Origin of the sequence: Streptomyces sp. NPDC006430 (assembly GCF_040612395.1) — a bacterium.
Taxonomy (GTDB): Bacteria; Actinomycetota; Actinomycetes; order Streptomycetales; family Streptomycetaceae; genus Streptomyces.
This window is the reverse complement of sequence record NZ_JBEXQA010000014.1, coordinates 83,154-100,259: the sequence shown is the minus strand read 5'-3', so window position 1 is coordinate 100,259 and position 17,106 is coordinate 83,154. Positions and strand designations below refer to the sequence as shown.

Genomic DNA, 17,106 nt, shown 5'->3' with positions numbered 1-17,106 from the left:
GCGATCCGGTTATGTTCGGTGAGGAAGTGGTGTACATGGGGGTCGTGGCAGACCGCATCGGCCCCGCGCGGTCCCGTGACCGATTCCTGCACGGCGAGTCGGTCGAATCGGTCCAGGGGAGCGTGAGAAGTCCGATCCTGGGCTCGTGGCAACGCAGCCGACTCCTCGGCCTCTCGCCGGACGAGTCGGAGCTGCCCTTCCGGCAGGACTTCGACCCGGAGGCCCGCCTCGTGCGCGCGGCCCGTCCCGTGCTCGACCGGCTGCGGTCCCTGTTCGCGGGCAGCCAGATGAACATCTGCCTCACCGACGGAGACGGCACGGTGCTCGAACGCCGCTTCGGGGAGGATTCCTTGGTCCGGCGTCTCGCCCCGATCCAGAGCGTCCCCGGCTTCGTGTTCGCCGAACGGTTCGCCGGTACGAACGGCATCGGCCTCGCCCTCGCCGAACGGCGACTCTGCCAGGTCTACGGCGCCGAGCACTTCGCCGAACGTGCCCAGTCGAGTGCCTGTACGGCGATCCCCGTGCGCGACCAGCTCAGCGGGCACATCGAGGGCGTCCTGTGCCTCGGCTATCCCCACACCGATGCGGACCCGGCGCTGGTCCCCGTCGTGCGCCGGGCGGGCGCGGCGATCGAACGACGGCTGATGGAACAGAGTTCGGCGCGCGAGCGCGGGCTGCTCCGGGCCTACCTCGACGCCGGGCGCCGCGCGCGGGCCGACCACGGGGCCGCCGGGAGCGGCCAGCCGAACGGGATCGAAGACCTGGTCCGGGGCACCTTGGACCAGCGCGATCAGGCGATCCTCAAGGAGAAGGCCACCGAGCTGATCTCTTGCGCCCAGCGGGCCGCCGTCGAGGTGACCCTGTCCCACGGCCAGCGCGTCACCCTCGTGAGCCGCCCGGTGACGAGCCCCTCCGGAGTGGAGGGCGTCGTCATCGAGGCCCTCATCGAGGCCGCCTTCGCGGACGGACCGGCGCGAGACCGGCTCACCGTCCCCCCGTACCTGGAACGGTCGGACGAGGTCCCCGCACAGCAGCAGGCCACACCCGCAGGACCGCCGCCCGGACACCTCCCCCGCACCGCACCCGCTGCGACCACCCCGACGGTCCGGCCGCCCGGCGCCCCGTACGCCCCAGACTCCGCCGGCTCCCCCGGTGGCGTGGTCAGCGGGCTCGTGCTGGTGGGCGAGCCGGAAGTGGGAAAGTACGCCGTCGCGGCGCGGCGGCGCCTGGAGTTGCTGGCCGAGGCCAGCACCCGCATCGGCGCCACTTTGGACGTGAGCCGTACCGCCTGGGAACTCGCCGAAATGGCGGTCCCGCGCCTGGCCGACTTCGTCACCATCGACCTGCCCGAGGCCGTACTGCGCGGCGAAGAGGCCGCCGACCCCGCCGCCGAACTGCACCGTACGGTGGTCCACGGCATCCTGGAGGACTGCCCCTTCTACCCGGTGGGCGAGCGCGTCAGCCACCGCCCGGCCACCCCCCACATGCGGTCCCTGGTCACCGGGAAGGCGGTGTTGGTACCCGATCTGAAGACCGCCGTCGGATGGATCGCGCAGGACCCCGAACACGCCGAGCGGATCCTCGCCCACGACGTCCACTCCCTCATCACCGTCCCCCTGCTCGCCCGCGGGGTCCTCCTGGGCATCGCCAGCTTCTACCGGTCGCAGGATCCCGACCCCTTCGGGGACGACGACCGCTCGCTCGCCCAGGAACTCGCCGCCCGCGCCGCACTCTGCATCGACAACGCCCGCCGCTACACCCGCGAACACAACCTGGCCCTGGCCCTGCAACGCAGCCTGCTCCCGCACGGCGTTCCCGAGCAGGACGCCGTCGAGGTCGCCCACCGCTACATGCCCGCCGAGTCCGGGGTGGGCGGCGACTGGTTCGACGTCATCCCCCTCTCCTGTGCCCGCGTCGCCCTCCTGGTCGGCGACGTCGTCGGCCACGGACTGCACGCCGCCGCCACCATGGGCCGTCTGCGCACCGCCGCGCGCAACTTCGCCGAACTGGAACTCGCCCCCGACGAACTCCTCACCCACCTCGACAACCTCATGGTGCGCCTCGACCGCGAGGAGGGCGGGGACCATCCCGCCGCCGGCAGCGCCGGCATAGTCGGCGCGACCTTCCTGTACGCCGTCTACGACCCCACCTCGCAACAGTGCGCGATGGCCCGAGCCGGCCACCCTCCGCCCGCGCTGGTCCGCCCCGACGGCACGGTGACGTTCCTCGACCTACCCGCCGGCCCCCCTCTCGGCCTCGGTGGCCTGCCCTTCGAGTCGGTCGAGTTCCACCTCCCCGAACACAGCCAACTGGTCCTGTACACCGACGGGCTCGTCGAAGACCGCCATCGCGACATCGACGCGTCCCTCGACGAGCTGAGCCGCGTGCTGGCCCACCCCGACCGTTCCCCCGAGGACACCTGCCGGGCGGTCCTCGACGCCGTGGCGCCCGCCCATCCCGGCGACGACATCGCGCTGCTCGTCGCCCGTACCCACGTGCTGCCCCCCGAGCGGATCGCCACCTGGCACCTGCCCGCCGACCCGGCCCTGGTCGGCGAGGTCCGGGCCGCGGCGGTTGGCCGGCTGAGCCAGTGGGGACTGGACGAGTCCGCCTTCGCCCTGGAACTGCTGCTCAGCGAGCTGGTCACCAACGCCGTGCGGTACGGCGCCGGGCCCATCCGGGTACGCCTCATCCACGGCCGCAGCCTGATCTGCGAGGTGCACGACACCAGTAGCACCGCCCCGCGCATGCGCCACGCGGCCACCACCGACGAGGGCGGCCGCGGCCTCTTCCTCGTCGCGCAGCTCGCCCAGGCCTGGGGCACCCGTTACACCACCGAAGGCAAGGTGATCTGGGCCGAGTGCATCCAGGAAGCGGCCTGACCCGGACCCGAGGATTCACCCATCGGGGTCAAGGAATACGTCGACATACCGGAAATACAGGGACAGATCCCCGTAGAATCCCGCATGCAGTCGGGAAGAACTCGGAGGCCGACCCCCGGAGAAGTCTGTGCATGACGCTCCCGACACCTCGACGGGCCCGCCCCCGGGCACCGGTGGGCAACCCCTCGTCCGCGTGCGCGGTCTGAGCAAGCGGTTCGGCGGCACCCTCGCCCTGGCGGCGGTCGACCTCGACTTGTACCGGGGCAGCATCCTCGCCCTGCTCGGTCCCAACGGTGCCGGGAAGTCCACCCTCATCAAAGTGCTCGCCGGAGTCCACCACGCCGAACAGGGCGAGGTGACGGTGGCCGGGCACCCCCTCGGCTCGCACGCCGCCACCCGGAGCATGTCCTTCATCCACCAGGACCTCGGCCTCGTCGAGTGGATGACGGTGGCCGAGAACATCGCCCTGGGCACCGGATACCCACGGCGCCGCGGGCTGATCTCCTGGCGACGGACCCGGCAACGCTGCGTCGAGGCCCTGCGGATCGTCGCCGGTCACCTGGACCCCGACGCCCGGATCGCCGACCTCTCCCCCGCCGAGCGCTCGTTGGTCGCCATCGTCCGCGCCCTGGCGGCACGGACCGAGCTCATCGTCCTCGACGAGCCCACCGCCACCCTGCCCGCCGCGGACTGCGCCCGACTCTTCGACGTCCTGCACACCCTGCGCGACCGGGGACACGGCATCCTCTACGTCAGTCACCGACTCGACGAGGTGTACAAGGTCGCCGACGCGTTCGCCGTTCTGCGCGACGGCCACCTCGTCAGCCGAGGTCCGCTCGCCGGCCACAGCCCCTCCCGTCTGGTGCACGCCATCGTGGGCCGCGAACCGGCGGACTCGCGGCCCGGCACCACCCCCGCCGCCGGCCCGCCCGTCCTGAGTCTCGACGGGGTGCGGACCGCACGCGCCGATCACGTCAGCCTGGAACTGCGCGCGGGCGAAGTCCTCGGCATGGTGGGCCTGACCGGCGCCGGTCACACGGACCTGGGCCGCGCCCTCGCCGGTGCCCGGCCCGTCCTCGCCGGACGGGTGCTGCTCGACGGCCGCCCCTACCACCCGCGGACGGTCGCCGCCGCCGTCGAACGCGGCGTCGGCCTCGTGACGGGCAACCGACAGGAAGAGGGCTGCGCCGCCGAGCTGACCGTACGGGAGAACTTCCTGGCGAACCCCCGGGCCGCCGGCGTGCCGGCATGGCACTGGATCGGCCCCCGGCGCGAGCGCGCCGAGGCCACCGCCCTGATCGACCGGTTCTCGGTGCACCCCCGCAACAGCGAGGTGCCGATGGCCACCCTGTCCGGCGGCAACCAACAGAAGGTCGTGGTCGGCCGATGGCTCCGGGGAGGCCTGCGCCTGCTCGTCCTCGAAGAGCCGACGGCCAGCGTGGACGTCGGTGCCAAGGCCACGATCTACCGGCTGCTCGACGAAGCGCTGGCCTCCGGCCTGGCCGTACTGCTCATCTCCACCGATTTCGAAGAGGTCGCCCACGTGTGCCACCGCGCCCTGGTGTTCGTCCGCGGGTCCGTGGGCGCCGAGCTGAGCGGCGAAGCCCTCACCGTCGCCGAACTCACCCGAACCGCCTCGGCCATGCCCCCCATCACCGGAACCACGACGAGCCGATGACCACCTCCCCGCCGCCCCGACCCGTACGGGGCAGCCTCCACGGGCACCTCATCGGCTCCTACGGCCTCCTCGCCCTCGGCGCCCTGCTCTTCCTGGTCTTCTCCCTCGCCCTACCGGAGACCTTTCCCACCCGGGACACCGTCTCCTCGATCCTCTCCAACCAATCGATCCCCGCCATCCTGGCGCTCGGCGCGACCATCCCCATCGTCACCGGCAAGTTCGACCTGTCCATCGGTTACGGCCTCGGCCTGGCGCACGTCATGGCGATGCAGCTCATCGTCAACGAAGGCTGGCCCTGGCCCCTCGCCTGCCTCACCGTGGTCCTCGGCGGGACGGCGGTCGGCGCCCTGAACGGCGTCATCGTCGAGTTCGGGCAGATCGACTCCTTCATCGCCACGCTCGGCACCGGCAGCGTGATGTACGCCTTCACCGGCTGGATCACCGAAGGCGCCCGGATCGTCCCCGGACCACAGGGCCTGCCGGCCTCCTTCACCGCCCTCTACGACTCCCGGTTCCTCGGCCTGCCGGTACCCGCCTTCTACGTCCTCGCCGCCACGACCGCCCTCTGGCTGGTCCTGGAGCGGCTGCCCCTCGGCCGGTACATGTACGTGATCGGCTCCAACCCGCGTGCCGCCGCCATCGTCGGCATCCCCGTCCGCCGGTACTCCGTCTACGCCTTCGCCGGATCGGGCCTGGTCGTCGGCTTCGCCGGGGTCCTCCTCGCCGCCCAGCAGCAGACCGGCAACCCGAGCGTCGGGCTGGACTACCTGCTCCCCGCCTTCGTCGGCGCCCTGCTCGGGTCCACCACGATCAAGCCCGGCCGCGCCAACGCCCTCGGCACCGTCGTGGCGGTTGCCGTACTCTCCGTCGGCCTCGCCGGCATCGGCCAGCTCGGCGCCCAGTTCTGGGCCACGCCGTTGTTCAACGGCTGCACCCTGCTCATCGCCGTCGGGCTGGCCGGCTACTCCGCCCGTCGCCGGCTGCGCACCGGCGCCGCCGCGTCCCGCCGGTCAGCCGCGCAGCCGTCAGCCGCCGCGGCTCAGGACGACCACCCCTAGGACATTTCGTACGCGCACCCGCGTCAGGAGCACCGTGTACTCGAACCACAGGACCACCCTCACGGCCGCAGCCCTGCTGACGGCGACCGCCGCCCTCGTCGCCGGCTGCGGGCGGGGCCCGTCGGCCGGCGCCGGGCCGGCCGAGCCAGGTTGCCCCGAGGCCCTCGCCGGGGCCGAGGCGTCCGTACAGGGGGCCGAGAAACCCGACGCCTCCTGGACCGGCCCCACCAGCGGCCCCCCGGCGGTTCCCGGCAAGACCATCGTCTACGTCGCGCAGACCATGACCAATCCCGGCGTCGCCGGCGTCGCGAAGGGGCTCGCTGAAGCCGCGAAGACCATCGGCTGGACGGTCCGCGTGATCGACGGGGACGGCACCCCCGCAGGCATCCAGGCCGCGCTCAGCCAGGCGATCACCCTCAAACCCTCGGGCATCGTCATCGGCGGCTTCGATCCCTTCCTGACCTCGCAGCAGGTGGCGCGGGCCCGAGCGGCACACATCCCGGTCATCGGCTGGCACGCCGTGGGCTCCCCGGGCCCGAGCGAGGACCCCCCGCTGTTCACCAACGTCACCACCCAGGTGGAGGACGTGGCGAAGATCAGCGCGGATTGGATCATCGCCCGGTCCAAGGGGGACGCCGGAGTCGTCCTCTTCACGGACGATTCCATCCCGTTCGCCAAGAACAAGTCCGAACTGATCAAGCGGGAGCTCGCCACCTGTTCCGGCACGAGGCTACTGACGTCCCAGAACATCCCCATCCCCGACGCGAGCAACCGCACGCCCCAGGCGGTCTCCTCCCTTCTGTCCCGCTTCCGGAACGAGTGGACCTACTCCGTCGCCATCAACGACCTGTACTTCGCCGACGCCGCCCCTGCCTTCCGGGCGGCCGGCAAACCGGGCGCCGGACCGCCCTTCAACATCGGTGCGGGCGATGGCGACCCCTCCGCGTTCCAGCGCATCAACAGCCAGCAGTACCAGGCCGCCACCGTTCCCGAGCCGCTGTCCCAGCAGGGCTGGCAGATCGTCGACGAGTTCAACCGCGCCTTCTCCGGCCGGCCCGCCAGCGGTTACGTCGCCCCCGTGCACATCTCCACGACCGACAACAGCAAGGGCGCCACCACCTGGGATCCGTCCGGTTACCGCGAGGCGTACGAGAAGATCTGGCGCAGGTGACGGCGGGACGCTGCGGGCACACCCCGTACGGGAACCGCCCGCAGCCAGCGGGAGCCTCACCGACCCCGGACCGCACGGGATGACCGGCGTCCCGGTGCGCGGCCGTCGGCGGTCGATGTCAGAACCTGCCTCTAGCCTCTGCAACATGTCTGAGACTTCCACGGGTGTGCCCGCCGACGTGACCGACTCGCTGTTGGATCCGGGGTACGTGGTGACCGCCGCACCGGAACACGCGCTCGCCCTGTTTGAACGGTCGAACGATCCGCGGGTTCGGGCCATCGCGGCGGTGTACCGGGCCTCCTCCGACGTGCACCGGACGCTCGGGGCGGCCCAGCGCCGACAGGTGTTGGCGCTGGACGCCGCCCGGCTCGGTGCACCGGAACTGGCCGCGTCTTTCGGGGCGGTGGAGCTGCCCGGAGAGCCCCTGGCCCAGTGGACCGCGGAGTGGGCCGGCGGTTCCCTGCCCGACCACCGGCTGCTGCGCTCCCTCACGGGTCACGGCGGCCCGGTGCGGGCGGTGGCGACGGCTGTCGTCGACGGCAGACCGGTCGCCGTCTCGGGCAGCCGCGACAACACGGTGCGCGTGTGGGACGTCGCTACGGGCGTACAACTCCACGATCCGGTGACCGGGCGCACGGACCCGGTGTCCTCGATGACGGCCGAGGTCCTTTCCGTCGCCACGGCGGTGGCCGATCGCAGGACCGTGGCGTTCACGTTGCACGCCGACGGGTCGGTGCTCGTGTGGGACCTGGCCACCGGCCGCGCGGCCGGGGAGTTCGTCGGGCTCGTGGAGAGCACCGCCTTGGACGGGCGCCGTGTGGTGCTCACCCATGGGGCTGACGGGACCCTACGCGTGGGGGACCTGCTCACGGGCCGCCAGGTCAGCGCGTTCCGGTCGGCCACCGACATCGCCGTGCTGGACGGTCGCCGCGTCGTCGTCACCGTCGACAGCACCGACGTCGACCGGACGGTGCGCGTGTGGGACCTGAGCACCGGCCGTCAACTGGCGGTGTCACTGGAGGTGGTGCGGACCGTCGTCCTCGACGGGCGCCTATTCGCCGTGACGCTTCAGGTGGGCCAGGACGTACCAGGGCCGTGGTGGGACCTGGCCACCGGCGAGCCGGTCGGGACCTCCTCGGCCGACCCGATCCCGTACGACGCCGAGGACGTACCCGGCGTCTCCACCGTGACCGTGGTGGACGGGCGCGTCGTCGCCATCGGGCTCGACGACGAAGAGCCCCGGTTCGTCGGGGCCCTGGCCCACGCCCGCCGTATCAGCGCTCTGGAGGGAGGGCGGGACACCGCAGTGCTGGATGGACGTACCGTCGCCCTCACCGTCGACGAGGACGCAACCCTGCGCATCTGGGACCTGACGGCCGATCATCCGCGCGTGGACGGCATGCGCGTGATCCGGAGCATCGGCCCGAACGGACAGGAGCCCGCCCCTTCCCCCGGCGCGGCGAAGGACGCAGACCTGTGGCACCGGATCTCCGGCCGCAGGAACGAACGCAGCGGCAGCGGCAGCGGCAGCACGGTCCGGGACGGGACGGACGACGCCCCGGCCGTCCTCACCCTGGAGGAGGACGGCACGGTGGTGGTACGGGACCCGGCCACCGGACTGCCGTGGGACCCGCCGCTGACCGGCCACACGGGCAGGGTGTGGGACGTGGCCACCACGGTCGTGGACGGCCGGCCGGTGGCCGTCACCGCAGGCGCCGACCACACGCTCCGGACCTGGGACCTCACCGACGCCCTTACGAGCGGCGGCCCGCGCACGGGGCACACCGGATCCGCCGTGGCGATGGACACGGCGGTCCTCGACGGGCGAGCGGTGGCCGTCACGGCATGCGCCGACCACGTCCTGCGCCTCTGGGACCTGGCCACCGGGCAGCTGGTCTCGGCCCCCGTGACCGGCCCGGACGGTGAGGTGACCGCCTTGGCCACGTCGGTGGTGGACGGGCGGGTCGTCGCCGTGGCCGCCGGTCCGGGCGCCACCTTGCACGTGCTGGACCTGGCCGGCGAACGGCACCCCGCCGAACCGGTCCTCGGCCACCAAGGCAAGGTGCTGGGCGTCGCCGCCGCAACGGTGGGCGGTCAACCGCTCGCCGTCACGGCGGGCACCGACCGCACCGTGGCCCTGTGGAACCTCGCCACCCATCAGCAGGTCGGCGAACCGCTGACCGGTCACTCCAGCAGGGTGACCTCCGTCGCCACGGCAGTGCTGGAGGGACGGCCCGTCGCGGTCACGGGGAGTTGGGACAAGACCGTACGACTGTGGGACCTCACCACCGGTCGGCAGACCGGCGAACCCCTGACCGGCCACACCGATTGGGTGACCTCGGTGGCCACCGCGGTGCTGGAGGGGAAGCCCGTCGCGATCAGCAGGAGCCGGGACAGGACGGTGCGCTTGTGGGACCTCACCACCATGAGGCAGGTCGGTGGCGCGACCTGTGACACGGACCCGAACGGGACCATGGCCGTCACCGTCAGGGACGGTCGGCCGGTGGTGGCAACCGCCCAAGGGCGGAGCGTGCAGTTCGTGGACCTGGTCACTGGACGTGCCGTTGAGGACGCGTACCTGTTCCCGCTTCCGGTGGGGGCGCTCGCAGCTGCGCCCGGTGGGCGGCTCGTGGTGGCCTTCGGCCCGGAGGTCGCGGTGCTCCGCCCGACTCCGCGCCGCGTCGAGCAGCATTGAACTCGTACCGCGGGTTGACTCATTCGCGCCGTACCCCTGGGACCGGTCGGGAGAATCTCAGGAGCAACAGGCGGTGATCGTCCGTGCTGCTGGTGGCGCTCGAAATCGCCTCCGCCGTACGCCCGTTCACCGACCCCCCAGCACGGTGAGAGGTACCAGGATGACAACAACCCGCGTCAGGCGCTCCGTAGCCCGCGCGCTGACCATGACGGTGGCGGCCTGCGCCGTCGCCGCGGCGACCGCCCTTCCGGCGTCCGCCGCCGACCAGCCGACACGACAGCAGCTCATGGCGGACTGCGGTTCGGGCGAAGGCAAGTGCACGTTCAACTCGCCCAAGCTCGAAGAGGCTTACCTGGGTGAGCTCCGGCAGGTGTCGGATTCGCTGTACAACTGCAGTTCGTCCGACTCCACCCAGACGATGACCTGGGACGACACGGTGGGTTCCACCGACTCGTTGGGCGTCTCCGTCACTGCGGGCGGCAAGATCGCGGGCATCGTTGACCTGAGCGTAACGGCGAGTTACAGCCACAGTTGGTCGAGCACCCATTCGGAAAGCAGCTCGCTCAACATGACGGTGAAGCCGGGCGAGGTGGGTTGGATCTCGCGCGCCCAGGTGATGCAGAGGGTCTCCGGCACCTGGCAGACCCACTACGACAGCCCCAGGTGGGGGCACTACTACTGGTTCTTCCAGGACACCATCACGGGTCCGGCCAAGAACGGCACCGACGGCAAGACCAATGCGGTGGTGGTCAAGAGCCGCAAGATGACCGCTGCGGAGAAGCGTTCCTGCTCCGACGGGTCCCGTACCGGCCGCGCGTTCGTCCAGGCACGCTGAGCCACGGCTCTCGCATGACACCGGCCCCCCGTTCCGCCGCAGCGCGGGGCGGGGGGCCGGCGCCGTTCTGGATCTTCCCGGAAGGACGTGTCCCCCGGATGGGTCCGATCGGTCCCGGCTCCGTACCGTTCGGCCCTCCTCCTCCTGCGGTGCCCAGCGGATCGTGGGTCCTGAGCGCCGGTGGCGGCGCCCCTCGCGCCTGGACCGTTCGGGTGGCGCCCGGGGACACCCTGCCGCGTCAGCGGCCGTCACCAAGCGTCACGCTGTCTCCTTGGGTTTTGCCAGGTGAGGACAAGGACCCACGATGGACCACCCGATCATCCACAAACAGCCCCGGCCCGGCACGGCCTTCGTGCTCCAGGACTACGAGCGGGCCCGTGCGGACTTCACCTGGGCCGAGGCCCGGTCCGCGCTGTCGGGACTGCCCGGAGGCGGGCTCAACATCGGGTACGAGGCGGTAGACCGCCACCTGCTCGCAGGAAGGGGCGGGCGGGAGGCCCTGCGCTGCATCGCGGCCGACGACAGCGTCACCCGCCTCACCTACGGCGAGCTCGCCGCCCTCACGGGCCGGTTCGCCAACGTCCTCACGTCCCTCGGCGTGGGACGGCAGGAACGGGTCTTCACCCTCCTGGGACGCTGCCCCGAGCTGTATACGACGGTATTGGGCACCTTGCGCAGCGCGCGCGTGCTGTGTCCCCTGTTCTCCGCCTTCGGCCCCGACCCCGTGCGCCAGCGACTGGAGCTGGGCGATGCCCGGGTCCTCGTCACCACGGAAGCGCTGTACCGGCGCAAGGTGGCGGACAACCGGCACCGCCTGTCACGGCTGGAGCACGTCCTGCTCGTGGGTCCGGTCACGGACCCGCCCCCGGGGACCGTCTCCTTCGCCGCGCTCATGGAGCAGTCCCCGCCGGAGTACACGGTCGCGCCCACCGATCCGGAAGACATGGCGCTGCTCCATTTCACCAGCGGCACGACGGGGGCCCCGAAGGGAGCGGTCCACGTGCACGAGGCGGTCGTCGCGCACCACGCGACGGCCGCCTTCGCGCTCGACCTTCGCCAGGAGGACGTCTACTGGTGCACGGCGGACCCCGGGTGGGTGACGGGCACCTCGTACGGGATCATCGCGCCGCTCACCCACGGCGCGACCGTCGTGGTGGACGAGGGCGACTTCGACGTGCACCGCTGGTACCGCATCCTGGACAGCCAGCGGGTGAACGTCTGGTACACGGCCCCGACGGCCGTCCGCATGCTGATGCGCGCCACGCCCCGGGAGGGCGACCGAGAGCTGCCGGGACCGTACGACCTGTCGGCCCTCCGTTTCATCGCCAGCGTGGGCGAGCCGCTGAACCCCGAAGCGGTGCTGTGGGGGCAGGACGTCCTCGGTCTGCCCATCCACGACAACTGGTGGCAGACGGAGACGGGTGCCATCATGATCGCCAACTTCGCGTCCAGCGACATCCGCCCTGGCTCCATGGGGCGCCCGCTGCCCGGCATCGAGGCCGCGCTCCTGGAACGCGGCGAGGACGGCCGTGTGGAGATCACCGACGGGCGCGTGCGGGTGATCGGCGAAGCGGACGTCGAGGGAGAACTGGCGCTGCGTCCGGGCTGGCCGTCGATGTTCCGGGGCTACCTGCACGACGCATCCCGCTACGTGGCGTGCTTCGCCGGCGGCTGGTACCTCACCGGTGACCTGGCGAAGCGTGACGAGGACGGATGGTTCTGGTTCGTCGGCCGTGCCGACGACGTCATCAAGTCGGCAGGACACCTCATCGGTCCGTTCGAGGTGGAGAGCGCGCTGATGGAACATCCCGCCGTGGCGGAAGCCGGTGTCATCGGCCGCCCGGACCCCGTCGTGGGGTCCGTGGTCAAGGCTTTCGTCTCGCTGCGCCCGGGGCTCGCCCCCGATGCGGCCCTCGAACGGGACCTCCTGGCGTTCGCCCGCCGCCGGCTGGGTCCCGCGGTGGCTCCCCGAGAGATCGAGTTCGATCAGAACCTTCCCAAGACCCGCAGCGGCAAGGTGATGCGCCGACTGCTGCGGGCCCGGGAACTGGGGTTGCCCGAAGGGGACCTGTCCACCCTCGAAAATCCCGGATGACCCGCTCCCGAGAGAAGGCGGCACGATGAGCAGCACCCGCGCGCGGACGGAAGGACAAGCCCGTCCGGCAGCACGCAAGAGCCGGCGCACCGAGGCGGCCGGCACCGCCGCTCGTGGCGCTCCCGACGGCCGCCCGGCGCCGGAACACCACCACTCCCTGCTGCGGCAGATGCTCGTCATCCGCCGCTTCGAGGAGCGGTGCGTCGAGCTGTACAGCAGCACGAAGATCCGCGGGTTCGTCCACCTCTACATCGGCGAGGAAGCCGTCGCCGTGGGCGTCAACCAGGCGCTGGGCGAGCAGGACGCGGTGGTCTCCACCTATCGCGAGCACGGGCACGCGCTGGCCAGGGGCGTGCCAGCAGAGGCCGTGATGGCGGAGATGTACGGCAAGGCCACCGGTTGCAGCCGCGGGCGCGGCGGCTCCATGCACCTGTTCGACGCGGGCCGCCGCTTCTACGGGGGCAACGCGATCGTCGCCGGCGGACTGCCCTTGGCGGCGGGACTCGCCCTCTCCGACCGGATGCGCGCTAACACCCGGGTCACCTGCTGCTTCTTCGGGGACGGCGCCTTCGCCGAGGGCGAGTTCCACGAGACGGCCAATCTCGCGGCCCTGTGGCAGCTGCCCCTGTTGCTGGTCTGCGAGAACAACCTGTACGCCATGGGAACGAGCCTGGCCCGAGAGCACGCGCAGACCAACCTCGCGATGCGGGCCGCCTCGTACGGCATGCCCGCCTGGACCGTCGACGGCATGGACGTGCTCGCCGTCGAAGCCGCCGCGCACCGGGCGGTGGAGTCGGTACGGGCGGGCAACGGACCGCACTTCCTCGAAGCCCAGACGTACCGGTTCCGTGCCCACTCCATGTACGACCCCGACCGGTACCGGGCCAAGTCCGAGATCGAGGCGTGGAAGGGCCGCGACCCCGTCCGGGCACTGGCCGACCGGATGCGTACGGACGGCCGGCTCGACGACAAGACGATGGAGGAGCTCGACGCGGGCGTACTCGACGAGATCGACCGGGCCGTCCGGTCGGCGGAGGACGCTCCCGTGGAGCCCGTCACGGACCTGCTCCGCTTCGTCACGAGCCCACCCGGGAGCACCGCATGAGCACGCGCAAGCCGTCCACCGACGCTCCCCGGCCGACCACGTACCGAGAGGCACTGCGCGCGGGGCTCCGCGACGCCCTGACCGAGGACGAGCGGGTCTTCCTCATGGGCGAGGACGTCGGGAAGTACGGCGGATGCTTCGGCGTCAGTCTCGGACTCCTCGAAGAGTTCGGACCCGAACGGATCCGTGACACTCCGCTGTCCGAGTCGGGATTCGTGGGTGCGGGCATCGGGGCCGCGCTCGGCGGGATGCGGCCCGTGGTCGAGATCATGACCGTCAACTTCAGTCTTCTCGCAATGGACCAGATCCTCAACAACGCGGCCACCCTGCTGCACATGTCCGGCGGGCAACTGGGCGTCCCCGTGGTGATCCGCATGACCACGGGGGCCGGGCGGCAGCTCGGCGCCCAGCACTCCCACAGTCTCGAAGGCTGGTACGCCCACATCCCCGGCATCCGGGTGCTCGCCCCCGCGACGGTGGACGACGCGCGGCACATGCTCGCGGCTGCCCTCGCCGACCCGGATCCGGTACTGATCTTCGAACACGGCAGTCTGTACAACGCGGAGGGCGTGCTGGACGAGACCGTCGAAGCCGTCGATCTCGATACCGCTGCCGTGCGCCGGGCGGGCACGGACGTCTCCGTCATCACGTACGGGGGCTCGCTGCCCAAGGCGCTGGCGGCGGCGGACGTCCTTGCCGAGGAGGGCATCAGCGCGGAGGTCGTGGACCTCCGTACCCTGCGGCCCCTCGACGACGCCACCATCATGGCCTCCGTCGGCCGTACGCACCGGGCGGTGGTCATCGACGAGGCCTGGCGCAGCGGCAGTCTGGCCGCGGAGGTCTCGGCACGCATCACCGAGCAGGTCTTCTACGAGCTCGACGCCCCGGTGCAGCGCGTCTGCAGCGCGGAGGTGCCCATCCCCTACGCGCGGCAGCTCGAAGAGGCCGCACTGCCCCAAGTCGCGACCGTGGTGGACGCGGTCCGTCGGACGGTGGGCTGACATGGCCGAGTTCACCATGCCCTCCCTCGGCGCGGACATGGAGGAGGGCACTCTGGTCGAGTGGCTGGTCGGGCCGGGGGACACCGTGGCCAAGGGGGATGTCGTCGCCGTGGTGGAGACGGCCAAATCGACGATCGAAGTCGAGTGCTTCGACTCGGGGACGATCAGCGCCCTCCTTGTCGAGCCGGGCACCACCGTGCCCGTCGGTACGCCGTTGGCGGCCATCGACCCGGCCGGTGGTGCCCGTGCCGCACGGCCCGCCGCCGAGCGTCCCGTCACGCCCGCGCCCGAGCCCGCTCCCGCGCGCGCGCCCACACCGGCTCCCGCTGTGGAGCCCGGCCCCCGTCGAACCGCCCCGCGCACTGAGGTCGCCGTGTCCACCCCTCTGGTGCGACACCTCGCCGAGGGAAAGGGCCTCGACCTGTCCACCGTCCACGGCTCCGGCAAGGGAGGTCGGATCACCCGCTCCGACGTCGAACACGCACCGGTCGAGCCGTCGCAGCGGGTCCGGGCATCGCCGCTCGCCCGCCGCCTCGCCCAGTCGTCGGGCGTCGATCTGAAGGGCCTACGGGGTACCGGGCGCGACGGCGCCATCAGGGCGGACGACGTACGTGCTGCGGCAGGCCGTCGTCCGCCCGGCGAAGCGGAACCCCCGCAACCGGTGGAGGAGCCGGCGCGGAAGCCGGTGCCCGCAGCGCCGGCGGAGTCCGCGCCGGGGGCGCGTGCGGCCACCGCCGCGCTGATGGCGCGGGCGAAACGCGACATCCCCCACTACTACCTGTCCACGACGGTGGACCTCGCCGCCGCCATGACGTGGATGCGCGACCGGAACGCCGGCAGGCCGGTGGCGGAGCGGCTCGTGCCGGTCGCCCTGCTGCTGAAGGCCGTGGCCCTGGCGGCTCGCCAGGTCCCGGAGCTGAACGGGCACTGGCAGGAGGACGCGTTCGTCCCGGCGAGCGGGGTACGGCTCGGCGTGGCCGTGTCCCTGCGCGGCGGTGGTCTCGCGGCGCCCGCGCTGGCGGATGCCGACACCATGCCGCTGCCGGAACTGATGGGGGCGCTTCGGGACCTCGTCGCGCGGGCACGTGGCGGGCGCCTGCGTGCTTCGGAGACCGCCGACCCGACCCTCACGGTGACCAACCTCGGTGACCAGGGCGTGGAGGCCGTCTTCGGGGTGATCTACCCGCCCCAGGTCGCGCTCGTCGGACTGGGGCGCGTCATCGAACGACCGGTGGCCGTGGGCGGAATGCTCACGGTCCACCCGACCGTGACGGCCACGCTCTCCGCCGACCACCGGGCGAGCGACGGTGCGACCGGGGCCCGCTTCCTGACCGCGATCGACCGACTGCTCCAGCGACCGGAGGACCTGTGAACCGTGATGCGGCACTCGAAGCGATCAAGGACGTGCTGACGGAGGTGGTTCCGGGCGCCGACCCGAGCGTTCTCTCACCCGACGAGAACTTCCGGGACGGTCTGGAGATGGATTCGCTGGACTTCCTCAACTTCGTCGAGGGGCTGAGCAGTCGCACCGGCCTCCCACTCCCGGAGACGGACTATCCCGCTCTGATCACCCTGAACGGCTGCGCCGACTACGTCGCCTCGCGCTCCGCCCCCGCATGACCTGGTGCTGGGAACCGCAGGGGCGGTCACCCGAACAGTTCCGGCACCCGGATGGTGTGCACGGACCGCCCTCGTGGTGAGGCGCCGTGTCGCGTCGGCGGCGGCGCGAGGGGCGTGAGGGACTCCCCGCGTGCGGGCAGCGCGCCGCTCGGCCGGCCCCCCTCGCTCCGTCGCGGCCGCCTCTTGCGACCTGCCTCGCGTGCGGCCCGGTGGTTGTTCCTCCTGGTCATCTCGTCCTCATCCTGTTGCCTGTCATGGGACGGGGTTCACCCGTTCGTCCCGCCGGGGCCGGAGTCCCGGGGTCAGCGTGGCCGGTCCGATCGGGCTCCCCTCGCCGGCCCGGCGCACGGGGGCCGGGTGCCGCACCAGGGCGGCCACGACGTCGGAGGCCGTCAGCACACCGACCAGCCTGCCGCCGCTTCCGAGCACCGGGAGGGCGTCGCAGTCGTTGTCCGTCATGGCGACCGCTGCCTTCCGCACGCTCTCCTCCGCCCGGACGGCCGCCCACCGGCGGCCGGCCACCAGGGTGCTCACGTCCTGCGCCGAGAGCCCGACGGCGGGCTGGGAGCACGCGACCGCAATGTCGCAGCGGTCGAGGAGTCCGGAGCAGCGGCCGTCCGGCAGCAGGACGGGAAGGTGGGCGGCGCCGGTCCTCTCCAGCAGCTCCCAGGCCATGAGCACCGTCTCGTCGGCGGCGACGGCCACCACGTCCGTCCGCATGATCTCCCCGACGGACAGGGACATCACCGTCGTGTCCGTCCCGGCCGTTCGGGACTGTGCCTGCGGGTGTGGCGCCGATCCCATAGCGGACTCCCTGTCGCCGCGTCGTGAGGGTTTGTCCCCCGGCCTCCAGCATGGCCCCGTACTGCGACTCGCGCAGGGGCCGGTCGGGGCTCGTCCGCGTCGCGCGGCCCCCGGCCGGATGCGGGCCCCTCGGGCCGGTACGACGATGGGATCAGGGCGGCT

At 72.0% G+C, this 17,106-nt stretch carries 12 protein-coding genes; 11 read left to right on the top strand and 1 reads right to left on the bottom strand.

Annotation, left to right across the window (positions count from 1 at the left end; all coding sequences use genetic code 11):
- Positions 1 to 35: 35 nt before the first annotated feature.
- The 11 genes from ABZZ20_RS21335 (at position 36) to ABZZ20_RS21285 (ending at position 16,140) form a co-directional block, all read left to right on the top strand.
- Entirely contained in the window at positions 36 to 2,882 is a 2,847-nt protein-coding gene (locus ABZZ20_RS21335; RefSeq protein ID WP_356871761.1) for a SpoIIE family protein phosphatase, read from the top strand.
- 127 nt (positions 2,883 to 3,009) lie between these two features.
- Positions 3,010 to 4,560 carry a sugar ABC transporter ATP-binding protein gene (locus ABZZ20_RS21330; RefSeq protein ID WP_356871759.1) on the top strand — a complete coding sequence of 517 codons (1,551 nt, stop codon included), beginning with the start codon at positions 3,010 to 3,012 and terminating at the stop codon, positions 4,558 to 4,560.
- Positions 4,557 to 5,618 (top strand): ABC transporter permease, encoded by a 1,062-nt coding sequence (locus ABZZ20_RS21325; protein ID WP_356871757.1) that lies wholly within the window; start codon positions 4,557 to 4,559, stop codon positions 5,616 to 5,618. The genes ABZZ20_RS21330 and ABZZ20_RS21325 overlap by 4 nt, the downstream gene beginning before the upstream one ends.
- Before the next feature lie 34 nt (positions 5,619 to 5,652).
- Positions 5,653 to 6,789: a substrate-binding domain-containing protein gene (locus tag ABZZ20_RS21320; protein ID WP_356871755.1), complete on the top strand. Its 1,137-nt coding sequence runs from the start codon at positions 5,653 to 5,655 to the stop codon at positions 6,787 to 6,789.
- A gap of 145 nt (positions 6,790 to 6,934) precedes the next feature.
- Entirely contained in the window at positions 6,935 to 9,484 is a 2,550-nt protein-coding gene (locus tag ABZZ20_RS21315) for a hypothetical protein (protein ID WP_356871753.1), read from the top strand.
- Between the two features lie 160 nt (positions 9,485 to 9,644).
- Complete coding sequence (locus ABZZ20_RS21310) at positions 9,645 to 10,319, top strand: hypothetical protein (protein ID WP_356871751.1); 675 nt, start codon at positions 9,645 to 9,647, stop codon at positions 10,317 to 10,319.
- A gap of 304 nt (positions 10,320 to 10,623) precedes the next feature.
- Complete coding sequence (acsA, locus tag ABZZ20_RS21305) at positions 10,624 to 12,414, top strand: acetate--CoA ligase (protein ID WP_356871749.1); 1,791 nt, start codon at positions 10,624 to 10,626, stop codon at positions 12,412 to 12,414.
- Positions 12,415 to 12,439: 25 nt separating this feature from the next.
- Positions 12,440 to 13,519, top strand: a complete 1,080-nt coding sequence (pdhA, locus tag ABZZ20_RS21300) for a pyruvate dehydrogenase (acetyl-transferring) E1 component subunit alpha (protein ID WP_356871747.1) — start codon at positions 12,440 to 12,442, stop codon at positions 13,517 to 13,519.
- Positions 13,516 to 14,520: an alpha-ketoacid dehydrogenase subunit beta gene (locus ABZZ20_RS21295; protein ID WP_356871745.1), complete on the top strand. Its 1,005-nt coding sequence runs from the start codon at positions 13,516 to 13,518 to the stop codon at positions 14,518 to 14,520. Before pdhA ends, ABZZ20_RS21295 begins: the two co-directional genes overlap by 4 nt.
- A 1-nt stretch (position 14,521) precedes the next feature.
- Positions 14,522 to 15,892, top strand: coding sequence for a dihydrolipoamide acetyltransferase family protein (locus tag ABZZ20_RS21290; protein ID WP_356871743.1), 1,371 nt, complete (start codon positions 14,522 to 14,524; stop codon positions 15,890 to 15,892).
- Positions 15,889 to 16,140 carry an acyl carrier protein gene (locus ABZZ20_RS21285; RefSeq protein WP_356871741.1) on the top strand — a complete coding sequence of 84 codons (252 nt, stop codon included), beginning with the start codon at positions 15,889 to 15,891 and terminating at the stop codon, positions 16,138 to 16,140. Before ABZZ20_RS21290 ends, ABZZ20_RS21285 begins: the two co-directional genes overlap by 4 nt.
- 252 nt (positions 16,141 to 16,392) lie before the next feature.
- On the opposite strand, the gene ABZZ20_RS21280 is transcribed toward ABZZ20_RS21285, so the two are convergent.
- On the bottom strand, positions 16,393 to 16,944 hold the full coding sequence (locus tag ABZZ20_RS21280) for a CBS domain-containing protein (protein ID WP_356871739.1): 552 nt from the start codon (positions 16,942 to 16,944) through the stop codon (positions 16,393 to 16,395).
- Between the last annotated feature and the right edge of the window lie 162 nt (positions 16,945 to 17,106).